The organism is Vibrio iocasae (assembly GCF_042245395.1).
Taxonomy (GTDB): domain Bacteria; phylum Pseudomonadota; class Gammaproteobacteria; order Enterobacterales; family Vibrionaceae; genus Vibrio; species Vibrio iocasae.
The window spans coordinates 3,625,862-3,650,766 of the sequence record NZ_CP145311.1; the positions used below are offsets into that span (position 1 = coordinate 3,625,862).

The 24,905-nt window shown below is 42.8% G+C and carries 19 protein-coding genes and 1 pseudogene; 8 read left to right on the forward strand and 12 right to left on the reverse strand.

All coding sequences use genetic code 11. The features are described from left to right. The first annotated feature begins 36 nt into the window (after positions 1–36). Positions 37–1,023, forward strand: coding sequence for a serine/threonine protein kinase (locus SNR28_RS26585; RefSeq protein WP_375751983.1), 987 nt, complete (start codon positions 37–39; stop codon positions 1,021–1,023). A 6-nt stretch (positions 1,024–1,029) separates the two neighbouring features. Here the strand turns inward: SNR28_RS26585 and SNR28_RS26590 are convergent, their stop codons facing one another. The 3 genes and pseudogenes from SNR28_RS26590 to SNR28_RS26600 all read right to left on the reverse strand — a co-directional run. Continuing rightward, positions 1,030–1,932: a DMT family transporter gene (locus SNR28_RS26590; RefSeq protein ID WP_375751985.1), complete on the reverse strand. Its 903-nt coding sequence runs from the start codon at positions 1,930–1,932 to the stop codon at positions 1,030–1,032. Between the two features lie 7 nt (positions 1,933–1,939). Beyond that, positions 1,940–2,812, reverse strand: a complete 873-nt coding sequence (locus SNR28_RS26595) for an acyltransferase (protein ID WP_375751986.1) — start codon at positions 2,810–2,812, stop codon at positions 1,940–1,942. 105 nt (positions 2,813–2,917) lie between these two features. Next, positions 2,918–3,598: pseudogene (locus SNR28_RS26600) on the reverse strand (ATP-binding protein); the annotation flags it as partial. Positions 3,599–3,849: 251 nt separating this feature from the next. Here SNR28_RS26600 and SNR28_RS26605 point away from each other — a divergent pair. The 4 genes from SNR28_RS26605 to SNR28_RS26620 are packed head-to-tail and all read left to right on the forward strand — an operon-like array spanning position 3,850 to position 8,725. Next, complete coding sequence (locus SNR28_RS26605) at positions 3,850–4,389, forward strand: TnsA endonuclease N-terminal domain-containing protein (RefSeq protein WP_375751988.1); 540 nt, start codon at positions 3,850–3,852, stop codon at positions 4,387–4,389. Next, entirely contained in the window at positions 4,386–6,269 is a 1,884-nt protein-coding gene (locus tag SNR28_RS26610) for a Mu transposase C-terminal domain-containing protein (protein WP_375751989.1), read from the forward strand. Before SNR28_RS26605 ends, SNR28_RS26610 begins: the two co-directional genes overlap by 4 nt. Next, entirely contained in the window at positions 6,262–7,161 is a 900-nt protein-coding gene (locus SNR28_RS26615; protein ID WP_375751991.1) for a TniB family NTP-binding protein, read from the forward strand. Before SNR28_RS26610 ends, SNR28_RS26615 begins: the two co-directional genes overlap by 8 nt. After that, entirely contained in the window at positions 7,124–8,725 is a 1,602-nt protein-coding gene (locus SNR28_RS26620; protein WP_375751993.1) for a TniQ family protein, read from the forward strand. The genes SNR28_RS26615 and SNR28_RS26620 overlap by 38 nt, the downstream gene beginning before the upstream one ends. Here SNR28_RS26620 and SNR28_RS26625 read toward each other — a convergent pair. From SNR28_RS26625 to SNR28_RS26635, 3 genes are read right to left on the reverse strand one after another with little or no spacing between them, the layout of a single operon-like run. Continuing rightward, positions 8,630–10,447 carry a hypothetical protein gene (locus SNR28_RS26625; protein WP_375751994.1) on the reverse strand — a complete coding sequence of 606 codons (1,818 nt, stop codon included), beginning with the start codon at positions 10,445–10,447 and terminating at the stop codon, positions 8,630–8,632. The genes SNR28_RS26620 and SNR28_RS26625 overlap by 96 nt on opposite strands. After that, positions 10,444–13,053 (reverse strand): S8 family peptidase, encoded by a 2,610-nt coding sequence (locus SNR28_RS26630; RefSeq protein WP_375751996.1) that lies wholly within the window; start codon positions 13,051–13,053, stop codon positions 10,444–10,446. The genes SNR28_RS26625 and SNR28_RS26630 overlap by 4 nt, the downstream gene beginning before the upstream one ends. A gap of 42 nt (positions 13,054–13,095) precedes the next feature. Further along, the gene (locus SNR28_RS26635) at positions 13,096–14,073 is read right to left on the reverse strand and encodes an AAA family ATPase (protein WP_375751997.1); all 978 of its coding nucleotides are present in this window, start codon (positions 14,071–14,073) and stop codon (positions 13,096–13,098) included. A gap of 121 nt (positions 14,074–14,194) precedes the next feature. Between SNR28_RS26635 and SNR28_RS26640 the strand changes: the two genes are divergently transcribed. Next, the gene (locus tag SNR28_RS26640; protein ID WP_375751998.1) at positions 14,195–14,512 is read left to right on the forward strand and encodes a helix-turn-helix transcriptional regulator; all 318 of its coding nucleotides are present in this window, start codon (positions 14,195–14,197) and stop codon (positions 14,510–14,512) included. 151 nt (positions 14,513–14,663) lie between these two features. Here the strand turns inward: SNR28_RS26640 and SNR28_RS26645 are convergent, their stop codons facing one another. The 6 genes from SNR28_RS26645 to SNR28_RS26670 form a co-directional block, all read right to left on the reverse strand. Next, a complete protein-coding gene (locus tag SNR28_RS26645) occupies positions 14,664–16,952 on the reverse strand; it encodes an EAL domain-containing protein (protein WP_375751999.1) in 2,289 nt (762 codons plus the stop codon). A 108-nt stretch (positions 16,953–17,060) separates the two neighbouring features. Then, positions 17,061–17,693: an RES domain-containing protein gene (locus tag SNR28_RS26650; protein ID WP_375752001.1), complete on the reverse strand. Its 633-nt coding sequence runs from the start codon at positions 17,691–17,693 to the stop codon at positions 17,061–17,063. 5 nt (positions 17,694–17,698) lie between these two features. Continuing rightward, complete coding sequence (locus tag SNR28_RS26655; RefSeq protein ID WP_375752003.1) at positions 17,699–18,760, reverse strand: hypothetical protein; 1,062 nt, start codon at positions 18,758–18,760, stop codon at positions 17,699–17,701. 154 nt (positions 18,761–18,914) lie between these two features. Then, complete coding sequence (locus SNR28_RS26660; RefSeq protein WP_375752005.1) at positions 18,915–19,511, reverse strand: hypothetical protein; 597 nt, start codon at positions 19,509–19,511, stop codon at positions 18,915–18,917. Between the two features lie 56 nt (positions 19,512–19,567). Beyond that, entirely contained in the window at positions 19,568–20,299 is a 732-nt protein-coding gene (locus SNR28_RS26665) for a substrate-binding periplasmic protein (RefSeq protein WP_375752006.1), read from the reverse strand. Between the two features lie 478 nt (positions 20,300–20,777). Then, positions 20,778–21,575, reverse strand: coding sequence for a substrate-binding periplasmic protein (locus SNR28_RS26670; protein ID WP_375752007.1), 798 nt, complete (start codon positions 21,573–21,575; stop codon positions 20,778–20,780). 837 nt (positions 21,576–22,412) lie between these two features. Between SNR28_RS26670 and SNR28_RS26675 the strand changes: the two genes are divergently transcribed. Together SNR28_RS26675 and SNR28_RS26680 are read left to right on the forward strand one after the other, a co-directional pair. Further along, positions 22,413–24,065 carry a methyl-accepting chemotaxis protein gene (locus SNR28_RS26675; protein ID WP_375752008.1) on the forward strand — a complete coding sequence of 551 codons (1,653 nt, stop codon included), beginning with the start codon at positions 22,413–22,415 and terminating at the stop codon, positions 24,063–24,065. A gap of 100 nt (positions 24,066–24,165) precedes the next feature. Then, a complete protein-coding gene (locus SNR28_RS26680) occupies positions 24,166–24,861 on the forward strand; it encodes a response regulator (RefSeq protein WP_375752009.1) in 696 nt (231 codons plus the stop codon). Positions 24,862–24,905: the final 44 nt, after the last annotated feature.

Consider the following 24,905-nt stretch of genomic DNA (forward strand, 5'->3'; position numbering starts at 1 on the left):
CTCGTTTTCGGGCCCTTTTTATTTATGGAAAATAGAATGAATAACAGCGCCTTCAACTTTGATGCACTTACACCAGATTTCATGTGGTACGCACTGGAAAGCATTGGTATCCGTGCAGAGTCAGGGCTTCTGGCTTTGAACAGCTATGAAAACCGAGTTTATCAATTTACTGATGAAGAGCGTAAACGCTATGTCGTGAAGTTCTATCGCCCACAACGCTGGAGTCATCTACAGATTCAGGAAGAGCATGACTTCACGCTTGAGCTAATCGAGCAGGAAATTCCGGTAGCGCCACCTGTTGTGATTGATGGTAAAACACTGCATGAATATCAGGGGTACTTATTTGCCCTGTTTGAAAGTGTTGGCGGCCGTCAGTTTGAAGTCGATAATTTTGAGCAGCTAGAATGGGTTGGTCGCTTTATGGGAAGAATCCATAGCGTAGGCCAACAGTCATCATTCCAGCACCGTCCTTCAATTTCACTGGATGAGTACTTATATCAACCGCGTAAGCTTCTTCAGAACTCTTCTTTCATCCCTATGCATTTGGAAAACGCCTTTTTCAGTGATCTCGATATGCTAATTAGCTCCATCGAAAAGCACTGGAACAGTGACTTTACTCCGATTCGCCTCCATGGAGATTGTCATCCGGGGAATATTCTATGGCGAGATGGCCCAATGTTTGTCGACCTGGACGATTCAAGAACAGGCCCGGCTGTTCAGGACTTATGGATGCTTCTGAACGGAGAAAAACAGGATAAACTTGCTCAGTTAGATACGATTCTGGAAGGCTATGAAGAGTTCTGTGATTTCAACCAGTCAGAACTAAAACTGATAGAATCGCTTCGTGGTCTAAGAATGGTTCACTATATGTCATGGCTGGCGAAACGCTGGGAAGACCCAGCATTCCCTATCGCATTCCCTTGGTTTAACGACCCTAAGTACTGGGAGAATCAGGTGCTCGGATTTAAGGAGCAGATAGCAGCCCTTCAGGAAGCACCGCTATCTTTAATGCCTCAATGGTAAATTCGCTTAGCGGGCTTTAAGCCCGCCAAGCTTTAACTTTGGACCAAACACGTTAATCAAAGCACCGGTTACAATAAGTGCACCACCAAGGTAGGTCCAGTTTGAAGGAATCTCTTCAAACACCAACAAACCAATGACTATTGAGAATACAATCTGAACATAGGAATACGCGGATGCTTTCCCGGCAGCTTGTGTTCTCATCGCTTTTGTAAGCCCCAGTTGCCCTATCTGAGTGAAAATCCCTACCATAACTAGCAAGCCTGTGATGTAGAGATCAGGCATAACAAAATCATCACCAATAAGTAGCAACGATACGGGTAAAGCAACCATAGGGAAGTAGAGAATAATTACCGAACTGTCTTCAGTCTGACTTAGCTTTCGAACAATAACATAAGCAACTGAGCTACCAAACGCTCCCAGAATCGCCATACAAACACTAAACAGTGGCAGGTTTGTGATTGCTTGCTCTGCCATAGTCGGCTTCACCATCACATAAATACCAAGCAAACAGAGAACAATGCAGATAATCGTAGATGCCTGTATGCGCTCTTTTAGGAAAATAACTGCGAGAACAGCTGTAAATACCGGATGAATGTACTGAAAGATGGTTGCTTCAGCTAATGGTAGCGTAGTCACGGAATAGTAAACACACATTAGTGCGGCCGTTCCTGCGATGCCTCGGGCAAAAAGAAGTGGTTTGTTATTGCCCCAGACAGAAATACGTTTACGCTTCACATCCGCATAGCTGATGATAAGAGAAACCAGTGCTCTTGCTGCAACAATTTCAAATACAGGGATACCATAGTTTCCCACATACTTTACGCAAGCTGACATTAAGGCAAAACCTAATGCAGAAAGCACCATATACCTGACACCCGCTGGAAACAGGTTGGATAGAGTATTTATCATTTAAAGATTAACCGTGTTGGTTATAGATCTGTTCCAGGCGGATATCTTTCTCTTTCCAGACATCCCCTAACCAAAGCTGGAATTCTCGCTTATAAGGCTTGTCATTGAAATAGTCACCCAGAACTTTTTCATCCACAGGATAAGTATTCACATGAACGACTATCTTTTTCATTTTGCCCATCAGCAAAGCTTTAAAAGGGTTCTCTCGATTCTTTGGATAAGCTAACGTCACATCAACAATGTTTTCAAACTGCTCCCCCATGGCTGCAAGCGTATATGCAATGCCTCCCGACTTAGGTTGCAACAAGTTTTTATATCCAGATCGACAACGAGCCAATTTATCGTATGTGTAACGTGTACCTTCTACATAATTTACAACGGTCGTTGGTGTATTTTTAAACTTTTCACAAGAACGGCGGGTAGTTTCCAGATCTGCGCCTCTCTTCTCTGGATTACGAATCAAGTACTCACGAGAGTAACGACGCATAAACGGCATATCCAAAGCCCAGCAAGCCATGCCTATAAACGGAACATATAAAAGTTGCTGCTTCAAAAAGAACTTGGGCATTGGTATTGAGTCTTTAAATACACTGCAAAGAACAACGATATCTGTCCAACTAAGATGGTTAGATATCATCAGATACCAACCATCCCTTTTTAACTCTTCAACACCTTGAATATCCCACTCTACCCGATTAAAAGTTTTTAGGATAAGGCAATTTATAGTGGCCCACATCCACATTACTTTGTTCGCCATTTTTGTCGCTAACGTAGGAAACAGAATTTTAAATAGCGCGATAAAACAGATAACTAAAGAACAAGCCGCTGAGTTAATAATAACCAATGAGCTTGTTATAAAAAGAACCATATAACCTAGCATGACAAGTAACTTATAATTTTAATCAGAGCAAAAAACCAGCGCCCAATTATACAGTTAACAATTCTGAATGGAATGCGAACCCACATTGGTCAGAGAAGTACAATCCTAGACTATCTGCGACGTCAAATGCCGGAGCAACCTGTCCATAGATCGATACCCCAAAGCTTCTAACAGGTGTTTTTTTTGAATATTAACTTCACCCTCAAGATCGGCGATAGTTCTGGCTACCTTGATAATTCGATGATAGGCACGGATAGATAACCCCAATTGATGAAGAGCGCTCTCCAGAAACTCCGCATCTTGTTTATTCAGCTCGCAATACTGCTCAATTTCCCGACTAGTGAGCAGAGCGTTCTCCTTTCCTGCTCGGTTAAGCATTTTTTCTCTGGCTTTAATGACTCTATCTCTTACGACCTGAGTTGTTTCACCTCTGTCACCTCCCTCAGCTAAAGTTCCTTTGGGCAGTGCGGGAATTTCCAGACTCATATCGAACCTATCCAAAAATGGCCCCGATATTCTGCCCAGATAACGCAGTATGGTTTGAGGATTAACCCTAGCCTGATTGCCTTCGTAATACCCTGTAGGGCTTGGATTAAGAGCCCCGACGAGCTGAAAACGAGCAGGAAATCGAGTTTTACCTGCTGCACGGGAAATAATTATCTCTCCAGATTCCAATGGCTCACGCAGCGAGTCCAGCACTTTTCTCTCGAATTCAGGAAGTTCATCTAAAAAGAGCAAGCCATTATGAGCAAGAGATATCTCACCTGGACGGGGAACTGAGCCACCTGTGAATTACATCAATTTATGAGAACATATATTGTGCAAAGCTATAATTTTGGTGCAATAGTACATCAAATACTGAGAATATTTACACTTATAGGTGATACCAGTTTGTATTTTACAGCTACTAATGAGACCAGTTTATGTCAGTAAGAACTATCCCAAAAAATTATCGAAATCTAACTGGTGTAATCACAACGCATAAGTCTGACTCTCAGGTTGCATTCGAGTCTACTCTTGAACGTGATCTCTTCATCATGTTGGAACAACGTGAGGATGTTCATCATTTTTTAGAGCAACCTGTAAAAGTTGAGTTCAAAGATGAAAAAAATCAACTGCGCTGCTATACACCCGATGCATTGGTTTCTTTCACGGAACAACCTCAACAACTGGTGGAAGTAAAGTATGAGGCTGAGTTAAAAGAAAAATGGAGTGAGCTGAAACCTAAATTTAAAGCAGCTACTAAACTCGCCCGCTCTAAAGGTTGGGTTTTCAAGATATACACCGAAAGACGAATCCGTACCCCATTTCTTACCAATGCTAGGTTCCTAAAGCAGTATCGAAATATATCTGCTAAGCAAACAGATATTTTGTCTATTTTGAGCACGTTGTTTGAGTTGCGGGAGAGCTCCCCTAAAGCTCTTCTAGCAACCTTAAAAACAAACAAATGGAATCAAGCGACCTATATTCCCATTATTTGGCATTTGGTTTCCAGCAACCAAATCGCCACTGATTTAAATCGCCCACTAACGATGGATTCACCAATTTGGTTGCCAATAAAAAGAGGTGACTCATGATAACGATGTCATTCACCCCAGGAAATAAAGTACTGCTAGATAATGAAAAGCTAACTATCACTCAACAAGTCGATCTACACAGGGTATTAACACGCAATGAGTCCACAGGCGAGTACAAGACCGTTAAGATATCCCAGTTGGCTCCCTGTCCAACTGATGAAGGGGGTGATATCAACAAAGGGCCCAAGGATATTCACTTGCTGCCAGATGCCGATTGGAAGTTAGCACAAGAGCGATTTGAAGCGATTAGGCCTGTTCTGGACAACCCAGAATACCGCTTTAGTCGGATTGAAATGAGTGAGTTGGCTCAGAAAAACAAGGTTAGCCGAGCAACGTTGTACCGATGGATTGACCGGTATCGCGCTACAGGAAAAATATCTTCTCTGGTTCCAGAAAAAAGAGGAGTGAAACCTGGGAAGCTTAAGTTATCTGCTCCTGTGAACGCCATTATCAACGAAGTTTTAGATGAACATTACCTATCTTCACAGAAACACTCCGTGTCTTGGGTGTGCAGGGAAGTGATAAGGTTGTGTAAAAATGCAAAGCTAGAGCCTCCACACCCAAATACCGTTCGAAGCCGTATCCAGAAAATATCTGAAAAGAAACAGATAAAATTTAGGTTTGGCGGAAAAGCCGCGGAGCAAGAGTTCTCCGTTCACCGGGGAGAATTTCCTGATGGCACTTTTCCTCTTCAGGTCGTACAGATAGACCATACTCAACTAGATATTATGCTCGTTGATGATATTCATAGGCTGCCTATTGGAAGGCCATGGATAACACTGGCTATCGATGTATACAGCAGAATGGTCACTGGCTTCTATACAAGCTTTGACCCTCCAGGTGCCCTTTCTACTGGGCTTTGTCTATCTCATTCGATACTTCCTAAAGATAACTGGATAGAGAAGCATGGCTCTCAGACAGACTGGCCACTATGGGGAGTTATGTCGACCGTTCATGCTGATAATGCCAAAGAATTTCGTGGGGAGATGCTAAAGCGAGCGTGTGATGAGTATGGCATTGATATCAGCTGGCGTCCTGTCGCCAGGCCTCATTATGGAGCACATATAGAGCGTCTACTTGGGACCTTTAATAAAGAAATTCACAACCTTCCAGGAACCACATTTCATAATCCGGTGCTTAGGAAAAATTACGACTCAGAAAAAGCTGCATCATTAACACTGTCTGAATTCGAACGTTGGCTCACTATCTACATCACTGATGTGTATCACCAAAGAACACACAAGATGCTAGGTTGCTCCCCGCTTAGACAATTTGAAAAAGGCATCTTTGGCAACGATGAGTCACCGGGTACAGGCCTACCAGAGAAGATTCTTGATGAAAGAAGGTTAAGACTCGACTTTATGCCTTTTGAACTCAGAACAATTCAACGCTATGGTGTCCAGATAGATAAATGCCGTTATTACAGCGATATCTTGAGCACTTATGTCAACGCAAAAGACCCGAATAACAAAAGGCTGAAACGAAAGTTTCTTTTCCGAAGAGATCCACGAAATATCAGCTTACTGTACTTTTTTGACCCAGAGCTCAATGAGTACTTTGATATTCCCTATAGGGATACATCACACCCACCAGTATCGATTTGGGAGTACCGAGAAGCACAGAAAAAGGCAGAAGAAGAAAATCCAGATGCGAGTGAGGACGATATCTTTGAGGCCTTCAATCGCTTAAGAACCATTGAGAACAATGCAAAACAAGAGACAAAAAAAGTACGCAGAAACAATCAAAGAAAGCGCTCTAACAAGCAAAAGTCAGCGCTGGAGGGGAACACACCGAAAGCAAAATCTAGCTTGTCCTCTATAGAAAAAAGCTTGTTTGACAATATCACACCATTTGCAGACCGAGAGGTTTTAGATGACTGAGTACCCTCATCTTGATAAAAGTGTAGCCAAGTTACTGTCGGAGCCTGATGAGCTACGTCTAGAGTACATTCGCAGACCTAGGTGGATCACATACAGTCGGGCCAAGGAAGGACTAGAAAAGTTAGAAGATCTGTTGTACTACCCTAGGACGCACAGAATGCCTAACTTGTTATTGCTGGGAAATACCAACAATGGAAAGACGGCTTTAGCAAAGCACTTCATTCGACAAAACCCAGCTTATGATAACCCTAAAGGTGATAGCATTATTGTTCCTGCACTCTATGTTCAGGCACCACCAAAACCGGACGAAGCGCGCTTATACAACGCCATTTTAGACTCTGTGTATTGCCCCTATAAACGCACAAGTCATGTCTCTGAGAAACTCTCATTAGTCATTGATGTCTGCCAAAACATCAATTTGAAAATGTTGTTTATTGATGAAATCCAAAACGTACTGGCAGGCTCGACAAGCCAACAGCGCCATTTTATGCAGGTACTCAAATATATAGGAAACGAGCTACAAATACCCATCGTTGCAATTGGGGTTCGGGAAGCATTAAGAGCAATACAGATAGAAGAACAATTGGCCAATCGATTTGAGCCTTTTGCTCTTCCCAAATGGGAGCTCAATGAAGACTTTGTTCAATTATTGGCTTCTTTTGAGCGCCTTCTCCCGTTAAAGCAGCCTTCTAACCTTGCCTCACCTGAGCTTGCTCCTAAGTTGTTGGTTATGTCGAACGGGTTGCTTGGAGAACTATCAACGATATTACAAAAAGCTGCGATATTCGCTGTAAAAAACAATGTAGAACGAATCGATGAAGGCGTTCTTAACGACATTAACTGGATAGCTCCTGATGAGCGAAGAAAAATGGCTGAAAAGGTTATACGGTAAACATCACCTAAGTCATTTATGGCCTATCCACTTACACCCCATCTATGGCGAGTCGCTCTATTCATGGTTATTGAGACTCGCTAAGACTTACCATTTAACGTCTCAGTCATTTGGTCACTTGATATGGCCCAGCACTCAGATATGGACCAGAGATATCGACCTCTTTGCACCACCATCCATAATCTCTACATTGGCTCATTTCACATCAACACATATAAGCCAATGTTTATCAACTACGCTGACGCATTATGACGGAACTTACTACGAACAATGCCACCCCACTCGCTCTACACCGTTTTTACTCCCTATTGGAGTACAACATAGGAATAGACTCCGATACGGGCAACAATTTTGCCCATATTGCATCGCAAACAACGCATACCTTAAATTAGAGTGGCGATTGGCACATATAACATACTGCAGCACACACCACTCACTGCTCCTCGATGCCTGTCCTCACTGCAATAAGCCTGCTGCTTTTCACCGATACTCTGACTGGCGCCATCACTTACTCAATTGTGTTTATTGTGGACACTTAATGCTGCCCACTCTCCTCAATCGAAAGAACATAACGTCATCTCAACTGTCCCATCGCAATGCCTGGACAACTCACCTGATGGAAAAGACCGTTTTCGTTAATAGCGATCGTCGGCTGCACTGCCTCGCTTTTTTTAAGGGTTTGCGAATGCTAACAAAGTTGCTACTAGGCTCAACAAGGGAAAAAGCCTGGAATGGATTGGCATCTATTGGCTGCAAAGAGCCTCAAGCCACCTCATTTGAAAGGGATGTTTTGGAGTATCAAAGGGTCGCAACTCGACACAAAATTTTTAATGCTTGTTCTTGGTTACTCGTTGATTGGCCTATCCGGTTCGCACAGCTTATATCTGCATCAAAGCTCACCTACTCTGAGCTCGTAAAAGACTCCCACTCAGTGCCATTTTGGATACAAGAGTCGATTCAAAGGCTTGGGATATATAAAAAGAAGTATAGCCCTTCATGTTCAGAGTTATCTTCGGCAAGGCGCTATTTAGAAGAATGCAACTCATACAGTAAGAGCTCTCTGATGAAGCTTACCTGTGCTTCCCACAAAAATAAAAACTTAAAGTCGAAAGTAAATCGGTCACTACACCAAGAGGTAAGAAAAGATGTCAGCCATATTCCCTTCTTGGATATACTCACTAAGACAGAGTCAGCCAATAGCTATGCGCTTTTTGGTTTAAGAAAAATGACATTGAGACAAATTTACTTGCTAAAGTTAGTTCAGGATAAAACCGGCCGTTCGATGACAACCATCCTGAAAACAAAAAAGCGCTCGCTGTTCTATGACGCAATAAAAGGTTGTTGGTGTATATCATTGACTCATGGCCTATACACCGATCTTCGAATAGAAAATGGCTTCAATAAGTTTGTATGCTTGACCATCAACCGATTTATGGAATCGAAAACCTCATATCTTTTTCCATCAAACTCAGGTGGACAACTCCGGCTCTCCCGATTTCACCACAGCATCAGTGTTTTCGTTTGCAGATTCGAGCTCATCCTCAGAAAAGACAAAATCATATAAGCGCTCTATCACCGCACTGGCGTACTTATCCGTTGTCGCAAAGTTATGTTGGACTCGACAAAATAAGTAGTCCCCCCAAACACGTAATCGGCCAGAGTCAGATTCAGGGCTTGGCCATCTCGACTGGCAGATGGTCTCAGCCATAAAAACGTCAAACAATCGCGGCGTCATTTCCTGAAATGACGTATGCCAAACCAGCAGAGAGCTGAATTTTTCAGACTTTTTCTTTCTCTCCAGCTCAAGCAGAACAACATTTTTTCCTTGATGTGAAATAGTGGTGCCCGCTAGCCTTCGCCTATCATCTGGAGTACCCGTCCATTTTTTGTTTCTCAGTGGAACAAGAGAGAGAGTTCTCCCGTCAACGTTGTCATACTCTAAAGTGAGAGAGGCAGTATGCATCTTCCATTCGGGCTTCTGTAATTCGATATAATCAATGGCTTCAAAGTAAGCACCAAAGCCCTGAGGCATAATGCTCCTAGGTTTCTTTTCATCATTATCTTCACCTTGAATTACTGTAATGCCTCTTATTGGATCTTCAGTCCAGGAGCCCTCGCCCGTGGATAAAAAGTGCTCATCTTGGCAAACTTCATTAGAGTCGAGCAGCAAAGAGTGCTCTTTCTCTACAGAAGAAGCCGGTAATGTCACTTTACGTACGGGTATCTTGGGCTTGAACCCATTCTCACCCGTCTTCAGTAACTGTCTGTCATACCCAGCTCTTGGTGCTTTCGCACTCTGAATGGCTCTCTCAGGTAAGGGGTCAGAGCTTAGCTTCGGAGTGTCTCTGCGTGTGATTTCTGTATTATTGTCATTCTCTGTTGATTCTCGTTCCGCGTATCTGGCAAAGTCGATAGACTCTACTTCATCTGGGTAAACAAACTCGGACTCAACTATCTGAAAAACCAAAAAGCGCTTGTTGTCTTCTAACCATATCCCATCCACACGCATCTTGTATGACTCGGAACCGTCCATCGGCAGAAAGGTTCGAACGTAGGACTCACTATTAGAAATAAAACCCAGTTGAAGCCCAGTGTACACATGTGTAGCAGCAGCCCTAGCGTGGTGGCTTGTACATAGGAGAGAGATTGGTTTGATGTCTGAGTCATAAGCTTCTTTGCGCAATACAAACATTCGCTCTGGTCCATATAATTTGGAACTTTTTTTGTAGATTAATTTGTCGGCAGCTTTTCCAAAATCGGTGGTAAATAACATTCGAGCCGTGTAGCTGGACGTGGCATAGAAAAACCGTGCTATTTCCACGTTAGGTATGATGTACTCAACACCACTATGCTCCAGTAAACTACAGTTAGACTTCCAAATTTTCTCTTTGTAAGGGAACTGGTATCTAAAAGGAGGAAAATAATACAGTTTTTTTCCATCAACCTTTCGAGAATCTAAAGGTGATATTCTTTTTCCGATACCCGTCGCTTTGGATACCGTCAACCTTCTTCGAACATGCCCATCACCAGAGACGCGTTCATTGTTTCGCCATAAAGAGCCTAAAGTGACTTGCGGCAATCGACCTACGGCAACATAAATCTCACAAGTTTCTGAGAACTCAGAGAACTTTTTATAAGCATCAGGCTCATGTTTGACAATTTGAACGCGTATAAGTGGGTTTGATACATCTTTCGTTTTGTTAATCAGTACACCATCAATCCATTGCACACGCCAAAGCACATTGTCTTTTGGAAAATCTAACTTTAGTTCCTTAATATTGATCATGCATCAACACCTTGAGACTGCTTCTGCTTCAAGAGTTCAGATACTTCATCATAAATGGGAAGTTGAAGGTTCGGAGAATCTAGTGTGGCGATAACAGCGAATGGGACTTCTAAGCCAGACTCTTTAAATCCCGCCCTCAAATTGCATCTCACTTCAATCGATAAATCATCACCATGAATAAACGCAGCGGCCTTATTCCCTTCAAAGATGCGATGATCAACCGTTCCATGCATTAAGTGAGGGTGATAGTTTTCACTACCGCCCAGTTTTAACTTCTCTTTATCGGCCTTGAGCCAAAATTTAGCACCACGATATTCATTGTGATTTACGTTAATTGGGCTAAGCCAAGCCACAGTGACAACCAATCGACGCTGTTCGGTACTTGCGGCCAAACAACCAGGCAGAGGAAAGGTAAAGGTATGGCTGTCTTTATCGGATGCATGCCCAGTCCCTATCATCGTCGCCTGACTTGAAATACAGCCATGGATCCGCTGCTCATCCACGACACCAAAACCAACAAACTGATTAACAATAGAATTAAAGGTTCGACTATTGAGTTTTGTCTTTAGCTCACCTGAAAGAAATTCTTTAGCCTCTGGATGGTGCTGGGCCCCATGACATAGCATTGCTTTTAGTAGAACCGAATCAAACCCATCTTGAGGTAAGTTGCCCATGGATTTAAGGTCGGTTAGTGTTTCATGTAAAAATCCAAGTCGACGAGAAGTCAGCGCTGCTGCATTGCTTGTCCCTGCTGAGTACACATAGCTATTTAAGCTACCACTAGAACCCGGGTGAGCGCTTTTAACTCCCGGAGATAGCGTGGATGAGTTCGCAACCGAAAGCAATAAAGGCTCACTTTCAAGAATTGATTTTTGACGATATAACTGTCTGCCTCCCGGCATCATGATCTCGGGCTTTACCGCATTACGACGCCCTAGAGAAATCGGGTTGATGGGACTCGGCATTCCATCTTTTTGGGTAAAATCCCAAAAAGCCAGAGGAGAGGGTCCCTCGCATCCATCATCATGAGAAGATCTGGCGGTCAGCGCGTTGATAGCCTCTGCTGGAGCTCGCATTCTTCGCTCTGGTTGCTGTCTGGCTAACGCTTTAAAAAAATGAGATTCTTTTTCTTCTTCGCTACACTGATTAAACTCTGATTCGGTGATCGATAGCTGAATATCATTTGTCATGTTTCCTGCGCTCACAACAAAAAGCACGTCAAATTTATATGATAGCCAATCTAGCATTCGAGCCCAGGGGCTCATTTTTCTGTCAAACAGACGGTGTCTTTCTCCCACCGATAAATTGATGATTTTTACATTAGGCGCTGTTGGCGGCTGCCCTGCCTCACCCTCTTTCATGCGTTTTACAGCTCGATGAACCAAGTCTAAGGGGAGCTCGTCTTCTGGCACACCTTCATATCGCGCATCATTAAAGTTTGGCTGGCCCAACTTCATAATAGGACGAACATAAAGCGGCTGAGGTAAAGGGACACTTGACGGGTAGTTTAAATCGCCATGAATAATCAGTGATGCCATCGATGTGCCGTGGACCTGCGATTTAGGTTCACCATCGTAACCGCTCTCATAGTCATCCGGATCATCAACAATGATACGCCCACGGAGAGCCTCATGGTTTTCCAGTGGCAACCCATCCAAAAGTGCGACAACCGGAGAAGTGGAGAGTGGCTCTGGCTCGTAAAATGAATGCTCTTCCTGAACAGTTTCGTCCTCTCCTCCTGCAACGGTACATTGTCCGACAGGCCTAAAGAACATAACGTCATCACAATGCATTAGATCTATATCGGAACCAAAGTCGGATAAGATTTTTGATACCGAACTTGCAGGAAGGTTACCAAGCACAGAGTGATAGCTTATTTCAGGCATCACGTATCGACGGGAAACATTGCCGCCAGCTAAGGAAATCGCCCTTGTCAGTCTTTGCTCAGATATCTGACGGCTTGCCTCTGAGTCTCGATACCAAAGCTCAGCTTCAAACGGAATAAGTGCATCATCACCCGATGTTTCGATGTACTCCATTCGTTCTTGCCAATCTGTCAGTATTGAGTAGCCGTCACTGTCTCTTATATCAAGACGATCTTTTACATCCCAGACGCGCAAATCTATGAGCTGATTAAAGGCATTACCTAGCGCTTTTTTACCTGTCGGCAGTCCTTGCGATTTGTGTTGTTCCCAATACGCCAACAATCGTTTTAAGCCATCTTGACTACTCATCGCCAGATAGGCCGTTCTCTCTACCGGCTTTACCTTTCCTTTATCAAGCCGGAAAAAATCTTCGCTTTCAAAATTGGACTCTTGTAGCTCTTGAGCCAGCAACTCAAAACCGGGGACTTTGCTCAAAACGCTCCCAAAACTGGCCACTTCTCCGGCAACTTCGAGAACCAGCACTTTCTCAGGAACAAGGCCATCGGTTGAGCTTGTAAGCATGGCATATTCGGCAAACGCTTTTTCAACCTTTTGAATTTTAGGTGTCAAACGATTTGCCTGAAGTATCAGGCTTGGAGTTTCAACTTTATTTGGGAATGCCGTTCCCGAAAAAGACTTTTTAGTCGACTTAAGGAAGGTAAGATGAGGTCGCAGATCCATGAAAACTCCATTTCCAATGATTACTGCGACCTAGTTTAGAGGCTAATCTTCTGGTTTGTAACGTTTTTTCCAGTATTTAAGACGCTGCTCTGTAATTTTCTTGATGCCTGTCTCACTATCAGGTAAACCGAGCACGTATTTTCGTTGAACATCTAATGCAAACTCTTCAAGTTCTGCAAAACTAAAACCTGATAGTTTTTGTGCCAGAGTGCCTGGAGCATAGCCCAATGAGCGACCAAATCTCTCAGTAAAATTCTCAAACCATTGTTTTGCCATCGCTTGTGTAGGCGTAGGAATATCTAACTGAACCTGAAATCGTCTCCAAATCGCTTTATCTAACATTCCTTGATGGTTGGTCGCTGCCAGAACATACACATGAGGAGGCAGCATATCGATTTGTTTTAGAAGAGAGTTCACAACACGTTTCATCTCCCCATTATCGTTTGAATCTTCTCGTTCTTTACCGATGGAATCAAACTCATCCAGAAATAGAACACAACGTCGTGTTTTGACATGTTCAAACATCATGTCTAAGTGTTGAGAGGTTTTACCCAGGTATCTATCAATGATCCCTTCGTATTTCACAACATAAAACGGAAGGCCAAGATGATTTGCAAAAGCTTCAGCAAGCGATGTTTTACCGTTCCCCGGAGGGCCTGACATTAAAATTTTATGACGAGGCACTAAGTTGTATGAGCGCAGCACTTCGCGACGAGCATACTCTTCAATTACCTCATTAAAGATATCTTTCACATCAACAGGAAGCACTAAGTCATCAATGGTTTTTAGTGCTTGAAGCTCATAGAAGGTATTTTGAAGCTGCTCATCCATAGAGGTCGGTGTCCCCGTAGGCAGCACTTCTGAAGTTGTGAGGATATCACTAAGCTTCGTTGCCAGATGATGGTGTTGTTTTAATCTTGCATCAGCAGCAATCGCCTCAGCCGTCATTTTAAAACGAGGCAAGTCTCCTTTCATTCCTGTTTCAACAAGGTTAATCACCAAATCTGCTCTAGCCATCATCTCCTCCAAGGATCAAACCTAATGCTAAGCCTGATACAAGTATAGTTCAATACTAGCGATTATAATTCATTTAATGCATAATATCAATTATCAACCGACTTGAACCCACTGGAAATATACGATGATTAACCCAGCAGACATTGTTAGAAAAGCATTATCATTTTCCAATTTAAATCAAGAAGATTTCTCTAAAACTCTTGGTAAAAGTCAATCTCAGATATCAAAATATCTAAGTGAAAAGAGCCTACCTCCCTCTGACACGCTTATTCATTGTATGAATATTATTGAGACTCACAAAGATAAAACAACCACAGAAACGCCATACCAAATACTGTTAACTAAGGTTCAAAAATTAGAGGGGAGTCAAAATTCGCACATCTGCGAAGCTTTACTGGGTGTGCTCAACGCACTAGACAAGGAACACAGCCTAAGCAAGTAATCAGAATTCTAAAAACTAAGTAAGAGGGTTTGTCGAACAGGAAGTAGTGCCAATAAGCCCAGTATGAATGACTGTGCAATACAATAAAGCCTGTAGGACGAGTTCATGAAAATAACGGGCTGTTGTAGGTAAAATAATAAAGAGCTTCAAGCTAAATCGAGTGTTGGTTACTCTCAGAGAATGAACGCAAATAAAGGGCAAGCTCTTCTATCGGAACTGGCTTTGAGTAGTAATACCCTTGGTATATATCACACCCTAACGCCCTTAAGGCATTTTGCACTTCTTCGGTTTCCACACCTTCAGCCACCGTCACCATTTTTAGCTTCTGCGCAATGGCAACTACTCCCTCAACCATAGAGCTTGAGTTCGTATCTGTCAGCATATCTGACACAAAACTCTTGTCTATTTTCAGCTCATCGATTGGCAGGTTCTTCAATAGACTCAACGACGAATACCCCGTACCAAAGTCATCCAATGAAATTCGAATGTTTTGTTGCCTAAGCTTGTCCATTAATACGCAAATTCTATCTACATCATCGATCAACACACTTTCTGTCACTTCCAGTAGCAACTTAGACATAGCGAATTGGTGTTTATTAACACTCGAAATCAGAGAAGAGAAAAATGCTTCACTCTGAAACTGCTTGACCGATACATTTATCGAGAGGTCAAACTCTAAGCCACTATGATCCTGTATAGCAGATATCTCTTCTAACGCCTTATCGATGACGAACTGACCTATCGCATTCATCATTCCAATAGACTCAGCAATAGGAATAAACCTGTCTGGACCAACAAACCCAAGCTCTTCGTTGTTCCAGCGGATCAAGGCTTCTACCCCTTTTAAACTCCCATTCGAAGCGAGTTGGGGTTGATACGTTAAGTAAAGCTCATTGTTATCCAAAGCCTTTCTTAGGTGATGTTCTATTTCGATATTGTGCAAATGAACATCGAGCAAGTGGGGTTCAAAAAAAGTAATGGCATCTCGACTTTTTTTCGATTCGTACATAGCCAAATCAGCATTTCTTTTTAGCACTTCTTGCTTTTTCCCATCAAAGGGTTTGCGAGACACACCAACGCTCACGCTTAACTTTACTTCATAGTCTTTGGAGGGAAATGGGGTATCAAACTGCTGCTTCATACACTCACACAGCATCATAACGTCTTCTTGGTTAGTGCTGGCAGTAATAGCCACAAACTCGTCACTGCTGGTTCGTACCAGAAACGTATCGTTGGTTATCGAACCTTGCAATCTTTTAGCTACCTGAATTAGCACTTCATCGCCTACCTGATGCCCATAGCTATCATTCACCGACTTGAAGTTATCAATATCCAAAAAGACCAACGAGTAGTGCGCTTTCTTGGGTAAAGCGCTTAAGTAATCTTCGAGGTAGAACCGATTGTATAACCCTGTAAGGTAGTCATGTCGCGCCTGATGTAATAGCTCCTGTTGCTTTCGTTTTTCGCTACCTGCAATGTTTCGAAATAAAGCAAACATAATCAACGAAGATGCAATCCAAAGAAAAAAGAGCAAAAGCGCTTTTTGAAAAAACTGCTCTTGAACTTCATCCAGTTTGATTTCAGTCGTCAACCAAAGATCATACTGCTTCAAATAAGTACTGGCGCTGAGAGACTGACGAGAAGGATGACGCAACTCATTAATATAGACCTTGCCGTTTTGTTTAATTTCATCATACGACTCTCCCGTATTCCTTGTCAGCCTCTCTATGGAATCCTGAACATACTCTTGAGGGATTTGATATCGATAGACCTCCTGGTCACGGATTTGGTCTGCTGGAGCCAGCTGAAAATATCTGTCTTTTTCTCTGTAGAGAAGTGTACGACTAACAAGATGTTCATCCGTACTATTGAGGAAATAATCGAAACCTCGCTCCAGGTTAATGGAAAGCGACAACACAAACCGAGCGTTTCCGCGATCATCACGTACCGCTTTTTGAAACGGCAGGATAAAGCTATTCAGGTGCTTATTGAAATACGTACGCCCGAGAACTATTTCCTGGCTACTCAGAGTATCTTGAAAGGATGTTTTGCTTTCTTCTAACTGCAACAAAGATTCTCCACGTGGGAGAACTAGAATGGGCGCACTGACATCGACAATCCCCTCTAGGTTGAATATTGCAAATGTCTGAATAGACTGGTCCTTGGTCGCAACATCATTTAGGATTTCCCACGCGACTGCTTTGTCTTCGAAGTTGTTGCTTCTCATCAGCTCGCTAGCAACAATGTTTAAAATGGTCTCATATTGCGTAAAGGATGACTTGAGCGAGTTGCTTGTCAACAGCGTCAGTCCTTTTTGCTCTTGCGCCACTTCATGATAAACACTCTGGTAAGTAATATAAGCTGCTGCGCCCAAAAACAAGGACCAAAACAATAGGATAAAATGAAAAGCAAGCCAGATATTTTTTTTAATCAATGCCATAATTTCCCTCTGGCTTTTCTTCCTGTTCTGTTCCAAATCTCACTGACAATATTAACTATAGTGTTTGCTCAGTGAACGTGCTTTGCTGACGGTGATAACGGCTAATACCTATTTTTTAAGTCGGCTCGATGCCTCTAGTCTTCTTACTTTGCGGACATATTCAGGGATCACACAACCCAGAGCATTCGCGGCATCTTGCAACTTGTTGTAACCCGTTCGATATAACAAACTCTCAGTATGGGTAGGGATCAAGGTTGACGGCTCGATACGGTTACCAAACAGAACCATCACACGCGCCCCGGCAATACCTCGTTGATGTCCACTCCAAATAAACCCTTGAACTTCATCAAACCGTTTATCACTCAGCACAAGTTTCGCAAAATTTCTTAGCTTGCTGTAATTTTGCTTTCCTCCTGCCAATAATGGCTCTAGCGCCTTAATCGAGGAGAGGTCTAACAAGTGAATATTCTTGCTTACTAATAACGTGGTTATCTCTTTTTTCTCAATCTGATCAATGTTGAAATGCCGTGCACCATTCTCATTTTTACGCATAATCGTTTCGGCAATCGCATCGATGTAGTGAGTCCCAAGATACATGACGCTAAAACCATTTCCGTTCTTATCCGCTACCGGATCAAATCGCCCTTCACTAATGCCATAGGGTTTAAAACTGTCTGAAGCAAACTCTTGGGAGTGGACTCGAACTAAAAACTCTCCATCTTCAATATCATAGGTTCTCATCTATCTCATCCCTTTGCATGAGGGATAACTCGAGTATCTTCATGAAGGAGAGCCTCGACAAAAACAGAGAACGTAGCGTCATCACCATTCACGAGCAAATCAATGGGGCGAGATGTCACTGTCCCATCTGGTGTCTCATCTTGACTGACCACATCGGCCATATCATCCAGCGACAGTTCTTGCTTCACGATGTCTTCTACTACTGAGTCAGGCATCTCAGTTATCTCCATCGTCACCGTAAAGCACTCGGTTAACCAAAACGCGATATCCCAACCAGTCATACTTTTGTACAGCTTTGGTAAAGCGTGGCTAAGCGGCTCGTAGATACAGGCTTCTCTGTCTAACTGGAACGCTGGGTACATAAAACCATCTTGTGTTTTAACCGCCAGAACCGATTGCGAATCACGCAGCTTGTTGACGGCTCGGTTTGCATTACTGTCTCTGAGTTGTAATGTCTGAGCAAGCTGCTTGGCATCGTAGAGGTCATGTTTTTCTAAAAATTGAGCACGTTTTACTGCAAATCGCTGGGTCGCCACCACTTGAGACTCCGCCATTCGCTGTATCCCAAGCTGTTCAAGTTGCTCTTCAAGTGCAATTTCTTCAGTGATGTCTATGTGTGCAAGCTTTTGAAGCTCACAGATCAATGGGCGAAATTTAGGCTCATCAGGTTGCTCAAACATGTATTTGGCTTTGAATTTCTCATTGTAACTGCTGACGCGTTTTCCCAAGGGATCTGTAATCAACATTTGCCATTGGTTGGTCAGCTCCTGACGCATCGAGCTCGAAAGCTCCCATGCAAATCTTTCTTTAGGGTTACTAAAGTTCAGCACATGCACGTGACGATGGCCATCAACAAGATACACATCCGGTGTAGTCAAACCTTTGTTAATACACCCCATTGGCTGAAATAACGACAGGTTTACCTCCACAACCTTTCCATCTATGATCAACTTGACCATCTGTGGTAGCCCAGACAAAGGCTCACTTCCTCCCTGCTCTCCCCAGGAAAGATTTGCCTGACTCATAAATCCTTGCACGATGGCATTCTGTACGTTTTGATTGCTCATATAACACTCACTAAATGGTACGCATGGTATTTAAGATACCACCATATACCAGTATTACATGGTAACTGGATATTTTCCACTCAATGAGGCGATACTCCAACAAGAAGGTTTGGCCATCTCAAGACCCTGCGTTGGAGCTGCTGGGCTGCGTCACTTAAAACAAGTCAGGCCTAAATACCCTCAAAACATCGGGTAGACGACCACTAATAAATGCAAAAGCAAACAGGCCAACGAGATACTTTGTCGTTTTACTCGACACCAGTTCATAATGCCATTGCGGAGCGTCTTTGTTCGCCATTAAGACAAGATAAAAGCAGTAAAGCAGCACAACGCCCACCAGTGCCAATAAGCAAGCAACCAACAAGTTGATAAACGCATACTCTACTGGGAGATTTAGGTTGTCTTGCAGTAGATAAATAGGGAGCAAGGCTCCCCACATAATACCTACGTAGCCCGCACTCATGGACAACGCTGTGTTGGCAAAATGAATTCCAACCACCTTAACGTACTTATTCCCGTAATCATTAACCGGCCCAGTGCGCGCAAACTTAACACTCAAAAACACGATAGAGAGTGACGCGAAAATCCAGATCCATTTCAAAGCAACTTGCTCAAGTAGAAGGTTGCCAAAAAACTCTGGGTTCACCTCGAACAAAATCAGAAACCAAGCTACAGCGGAGATAAGACTCAATGCGGTAAAAGGCAATAATACGGATCTATAACTGACAGGGTGACTTTTTAAGTAGCTCAAGCGTCCCACTTTGTTCGTTCCTTTTCTAGGCACTCAATGTGGATGAATGCTAAATACTATCTTTGCGAAGGGGGGCTAAGGCCGTATTGTAAAAATATTGCGTCGATTTCACCGGACTCAATCATCTCTTCAATAGCCTTCTTCAAGCGGTCAAAATACTTCGACATCCGGGACTCTTTTGGGATACTCAAGTACCGACCATTGTAAAAGTATTCGATATACCTTGCTTGCTTGACCCCCTTAATCCCCCTAAACATCTCTTCATCATGATTTGACGAGGTGATAGCAACATCAATACGTCCGCTTTTTAACATTTGAATGATTTGAGGAGTGTGCTTAAAAAAGTCTTTTTGAAGGTTAGATGCTTTGGCAAACGTATCTGAGTAATAACTGCCCCGAAGCGCACCAATTCGATACTTAAGGAGATCATCAAATGTATTCACTTCTATGTCTTTTTTAGGACTGATCATGTAATACACTTCTCGAATACTGTAACCATACGCGACTGCATGGAGGTAGCGTTCTCGATCTCGATTCATAGAGTGTCTGGGGATAATATCAACCGTACCAATTTTGGCCAGATTGATGGTTCGGGCCCACGGCACATGACTCCACTCCACACTATGCCCGATTCGTTGAACGGCAAGTTCAACAATCTCAGCAACAGGTCCTGTACACCCGCCTTCGATGGGGATGAGTTCTGGCGCTCTTTCGCGGCAGTGTGCTCTGAATGTTTCAGCATAACCAGAAGCTGATATCATTATTAAAGCGAATAATAAATATTTCATGCTTTCAACTAAGTCTAATGGCTAGAACTAAAATAATCTTAGTCGCATTCATCACCCGACGCCAGATTACCAATAAAGTGAAGTTATAATGGAGAAAATCAAGACCGTCCCTTAAGCCACAAATACCCCAAAGTAGGTATAATTCTAATTCTATCGCACTTACCATCACAACGTTCAGAGGTATGTTAAGTTTTTCTATTCCTAAATAACATAGGACTTAGGTCTATACACACCCAACCTAAACCTTTATTAAAAAAGCAGTTTCCCACTAAAAACCTCTTTATTCTCAGGATTCGAGAACAATACATTTTATTGCCCATTCATTCAGCCAAACGAACAATAAAAACAGATTCAGCTTCTAACTAAAAATATAATAAATAAAGATATTGTTTATCAAATTAGTAATTAGAAATAAAATCAAGGTAAGTAATAATAAGAAGTTCTTCATTCAAACAAAAATAGAAATATGACCACATAATTAATTTCCTTCCCAATATACTTCTAAGTTTTCTCCATATCGATTCACAAACGTGCTGTCATTTCGTGCACCACTGGCTTTAGTAATTAGATCTACGGCATTTTGAAAAGCCAATACCGTTTCGCTGGGCACCGCTTTATTTAATGCAAAATAGAGATCAACCGTTTGTAGGTTATAAACTAATTGGAAGTCGTTGGGCGAATACCCTGCTTTTTTAATGGCGTGCAAAGCGGCCCTTTCTTCGTAAGCCCACAGGTCAATTCTATCGTGCATCAGCATATGAGCGAGCGCTTCTGCCGAGTAAGCTACGTCGATTCTATTATCCAAAATAGCATCATCTTTTGTCAGTAATTGCTCACCGACATCATCTATCATTACACCGATGCTGTAATATCGGATGTCCTTTTTGTCCTCCACTAAGATCCCGGAGTTTTTCTTTGCAATTAGTACTACCCGGGTCTGTGCGATGGGTCCCACCCATTGAAATAGATCTTCGCGAAACTCCGTTCTGGCCGCAGAGAAGAGTACGGCGTTTTTCTGGCGAAGGGCCGTTCTGTACGAGCGAGCCCATGGCCGAAACTTTATGGCATCGCCCTGCAACTCACTATTTAGTAACTCTGCTGATTCCTGAAGTAAATCAACGGCAACCCCTTTCGTTTTCTTGTTTTCAATAAAGTTGTATGGCGGGTATTCTTCAGTATAAAACTGCAGCTGTGAGAAAACCTCGGAAGAACGCTTGGCCCCTACAGGCAAAGAAAGCAAACATAAAATAGCTATGACCAAGTAATTTCTACACATAAACATTCCCAAACTCATCACAAAAGTGTTTCGCAGACTGCTTAGGTACTTTCACTACTTCTTCATATACCTAAATGCTACCTCATATGTACTTACCCAATTCATTATCAAAAGCAATGGATAACCTGCATAACTAAACTGCATTGGCCAGCATGCTGTGGTGTACATTTTGTGAGCGGGAGTATAGTTATGATGTGTATAAGGGGGAACAATTTAAGTCATTTAGGTTATAAAGATTTTATAATTTCGCAATAAATGCGCTACACAACATTAACACATAAAACAGCGCTCATTTCATTGTAAAGAGAGCGCACCCTGGGGACTTCAACTGCGTTTCAGAAAGCTCGTAGGTATTGGGTATGGGGGCGGAGCAACCTACGCTCACTCTGGATATTCAGCTCTACATCACCAGGGTGCTTAGTCTTGAACAAAATGGAAAAACACATCTAAAGCAACAGCATAACACCATGATATTAATCGTTAATTCATAAAGAACGCAAATATTTAAATTTATTCCAATATAAAAAAATGACCCGCCCAAAAGGCAGGTCAAATCCCCGATCATCGTGGAGAGTATGGCGAGGTATACAAAAATGTCATCTAACAATCGTTGTGGGTGAAACATCAACAACTAAATGAAATAACCTTATTTAACCAAAAGCAGAAAATGACACTTTTGTTAAATTTTTATGTCACTTCGTTAGTTGTTGGCTTGATTTTATGGTATTTTATTGTTTACTAAAATAGTTAAATCTATAAAAATTATTAAAGTTGTTAAAACTTTAAATCCAATAAATTATTAATGTGTTTAATGTGCTCTATTAAATAGGATGGTCTGTGGTGTTTAATAAACTAACGCTGAAAACCCGAATGATAATCGCTGTTCTCTTACCTACGATTGCTTTGCTTATTGTAGGGGGGGCAAGTTTTAACAGTATGGAGTTTATCGAAGAACAAGGTAAGAAACTTTATCAGAGTACTTCTTCTCCTATGCGCTCAATGGCTGAAATAGCCTCTCGCATTCCGAGAATGCGTGTCGGTATCGATATGATGCTACTGCAAGAAACCTCGTTAAAAGACAAAAAAGGGGTATTAACCAGAGTCAAAGAAACTCGCGAAGAAGATATCCCTGAAATGCAAAAGGCGTTGCAGCACGCTATCAATGCCCAGGTTGATGACGAGCGCAGAGCAGAAGTCGAGCAATTGGCAGCAAAATTTGAGGATGTCATTCGAGAAGAGCTCACCCCGATGTTAGCGGCACTTGAAAACAATCAGCTTGATCAGGCCAAAGCGATATACAAAGACAAGTACGCTAAATCTTATGGCGTCATGCGCAAGCAAGCCAACCACATCTTAGACTCTCTACTGGATCAGGCGGAGCAACTCTATACCACCAGTCAGGAAAACTATAACTCCGGAGTGCTTCGCATGGGTATGATTATCGGCATTGCGATAATCATTTCGGTGTTGGTTTCTTCTCTTATCATACTCAGCCTGCGTCAGAGAGTGAGCGCCTTGAGAAATTCTATTGTCTATGCGGCAGACAACATGGCATTAAATACCAGAGTGGATTTAGAAGGTGAAGATGAGTTGGCGTCCATCGCCAAAAGCTTCAATAGCTTTATACACAAAGTCCATGACTCTGTTGAGAAAGTCGCAACCAGCTCCTCTGTCTTAGCCGACACTGCTAATCAGGTGGCAGAGAGAGCTAAGCTCACACAAGATAAGTGTATTTCTCAACGAGATAACACCGTTCAGGTTGCAACGGCCATCACAGAATTAGGCGCAACCGTTGAAGAAATCGCGGGTAATGCAGCGCAGGCTGCTGATGAAGCGAAAGAAACGACGAAGCAAGCTCAGGAAGGCAGTCAAGTGATTGGCGAAGCCCGTACTCAAATTGATGTGCTTTCCAGTGAACTTACTCAGGCAACCGGAGTGGTTCAGTCTCTGGCCGATCAGGTTGAAAACATCAGCTCTATTTTAGAAACCATACGAAGCATTTCGGAGCAAACAAACTTACTGGCTTTGAATGCAGCCATTGAGGCAGCTCGCGCAGGAGAACAAGGCAGGGGCTTTGCTGTCGTGGCGGATGAAGTTCGCAATCTGGCCAGTCGCTCTGCTGAATCCACCGAAGAGATACAGGACGTCATCAATAAGCTTCAGGAAGAATCAACCAGGGCCGTCTCTGCGATGTCTCAGGGTAAAGAACAAAGCGATATGGTCGTCATTCAGGCGGACAATGCCGACCATTCTTTACAGCAAATCAATGTCCACATCGAGCAAATCAGTGATCGCAATATCCAAATGGCGACCGCGACTGAAGAGCAGGCAACAACGGTCACGGAGATCAACCGAAACGTTGAGGACATCAATCAGCTGACCGTAGAAACCACCGACATTGCAGAAACCATGGCCACAGCCAGTGATCAGTTATTGCAGCTTTCTGGTCAGTTAGATGACTTGGTGAGTTCTTTCAAACTGAAAGATTGATTTAGCATCTTTTTACTTCTGAGTACCGGGCACATAGACATGATGTGCCCGGGAGCAAATCTAAAGGCATTTTTTATTTAGTTAGGTAAAGGTGAGCTGGGTGGATTCAATAGATGTATTGATAGTCGAAGACGAAGTCGCTATTGCAGAGCTGCATGCCGAGTTTTTAAGGCAGACTGTACGGTTTAACCCGATTGGCATTGCGTCCAACTTAGCAATGGCTAAAACCATGCTAAGAATACAAAAGCCACAACTTGTCCTACTTGATAACTATCTGCCCGACGGGCTTGGCGTCGAGCTTTTGAGGGAAATGGTTTCTGATAAAAAGTTATCAAATACCTCGGTTATCCTGATAACAGCAGCCAGCGAGATGGACACCGTAAAACAGGCGCTTCAATGTGGCTGTTTTGACTATTTACTTAAGCCCGTGTCCTATGACCGACTCCGAGACAGTCTGAATCGATACTTAAAGTACTACAGTGCTATCAATGCCTACGATAACTGTAGTCAGCGCCATGTTGATGATTTATTCAATATTCAAGCCAGAGAGAAGAACTCACAAACACTACCCAAAGGTATAGAAGAGCTGACTCTTGAGAAAATCAAGACGATGTTCACTACTGAATCTGATGCCAAGTACACCGCTGAGCGCTTAGGCAGCGAAATCGGGATCAGTAAAACAACCGCACGACGATATCTGGAATATTGCGCGGCAAGTGGATTCTTACTGGCAAAAAACGAGCACGGAAAAGTAGGAAGGCCTGAACGAGTATATCTAAAGCCAAAGTTGAAATAGCAAGGTGAGAATGACTATACATTTGAAATACATTCAATATACAT

Bases quoted from the DNA above. Each gene is read 5' to 3' on its own strand.
- SNR28_RS26645 (WP_375751999.1), bottom strand. From the start codon at position 16,952: ATGGCATTGATTAAAAAAAATATCTGGCTTGCTTTTCATTTTATCCTA.
- SNR28_RS26590 (WP_375751985.1), bottom strand. From the start codon at position 1,932: ATGATAAATACTCTATCCAACCTGTTTCCAGCGGGTGTCAGGTATATG.
- SNR28_RS26630 (WP_375751996.1), bottom strand. From the start codon at position 13,053: ATGGATCTGCGACCTCATCTTACCTTCCTTAAGTCGACTAAAAAGTCT.
- SNR28_RS26670 (WP_375752007.1), bottom strand. From the start codon at position 21,575: ATGTGTAGAAATTACTTGGTCATAGCTATTTTATGTTTGCTTTCTTTG.
- SNR28_RS26585 (WP_375751983.1), top strand. From the start codon at position 37: ATGAATAACAGCGCCTTCAACTTTGATGCACTTACACCAGATTTCATG.
- SNR28_RS26640 (WP_375751998.1), top strand. From the start codon at position 14,195: ATGATTAACCCAGCAGACATTGTTAGAAAAGCATTATCATTTTCCAAT.
- SNR28_RS26635 (WP_375751997.1), bottom strand. From the start codon at position 14,073: ATGATGGCTAGAGCAGATTTGGTGATTAACCTTGTTGAAACAGGAATG.
- SNR28_RS26620 (WP_375751993.1), top strand. From the start codon at position 7,124: ATGAGCGAAGAAAAATGGCTGAAAAGGTTATACGGTAAACATCACCTA.
- SNR28_RS26625 (WP_375751994.1), bottom strand. From the start codon at position 10,447: ATGATCAATATTAAGGAACTAAAGTTAGATTTTCCAAAAGACAATGTG.
- SNR28_RS26595 (WP_375751986.1), bottom strand. From the start codon at position 2,812: ATGCTAGGTTATATGGTTCTTTTTATAACAAGCTCATTGGTTATTATT.
- SNR28_RS26650 (WP_375752001.1), bottom strand. From the start codon at position 17,693: ATGAGAACCTATGATATTGAAGATGGAGAGTTTTTAGTTCGAGTCCAC.
- SNR28_RS26615 (WP_375751991.1), top strand. From the start codon at position 6,262: ATGACTGAGTACCCTCATCTTGATAAAAGTGTAGCCAAGTTACTGTCG.
- SNR28_RS26610 (WP_375751989.1), top strand. From the start codon at position 4,386: ATGATAACGATGTCATTCACCCCAGGAAATAAAGTACTGCTAGATAAT.
- SNR28_RS26655 (WP_375752003.1), bottom strand. From the start codon at position 18,760: ATGAGCAATCAAAACGTACAGAATGCCATCGTGCAAGGATTTATGAGT.
- SNR28_RS26665 (WP_375752006.1), bottom strand. From the start codon at position 20,299: ATGAAATATTTATTATTCGCTTTAATAATGATATCAGCTTCTGGTTAT.
- SNR28_RS26605 (WP_375751988.1), top strand. From the start codon at position 3,850: ATGTTGGAACAACGTGAGGATGTTCATCATTTTTTAGAGCAACCTGTA.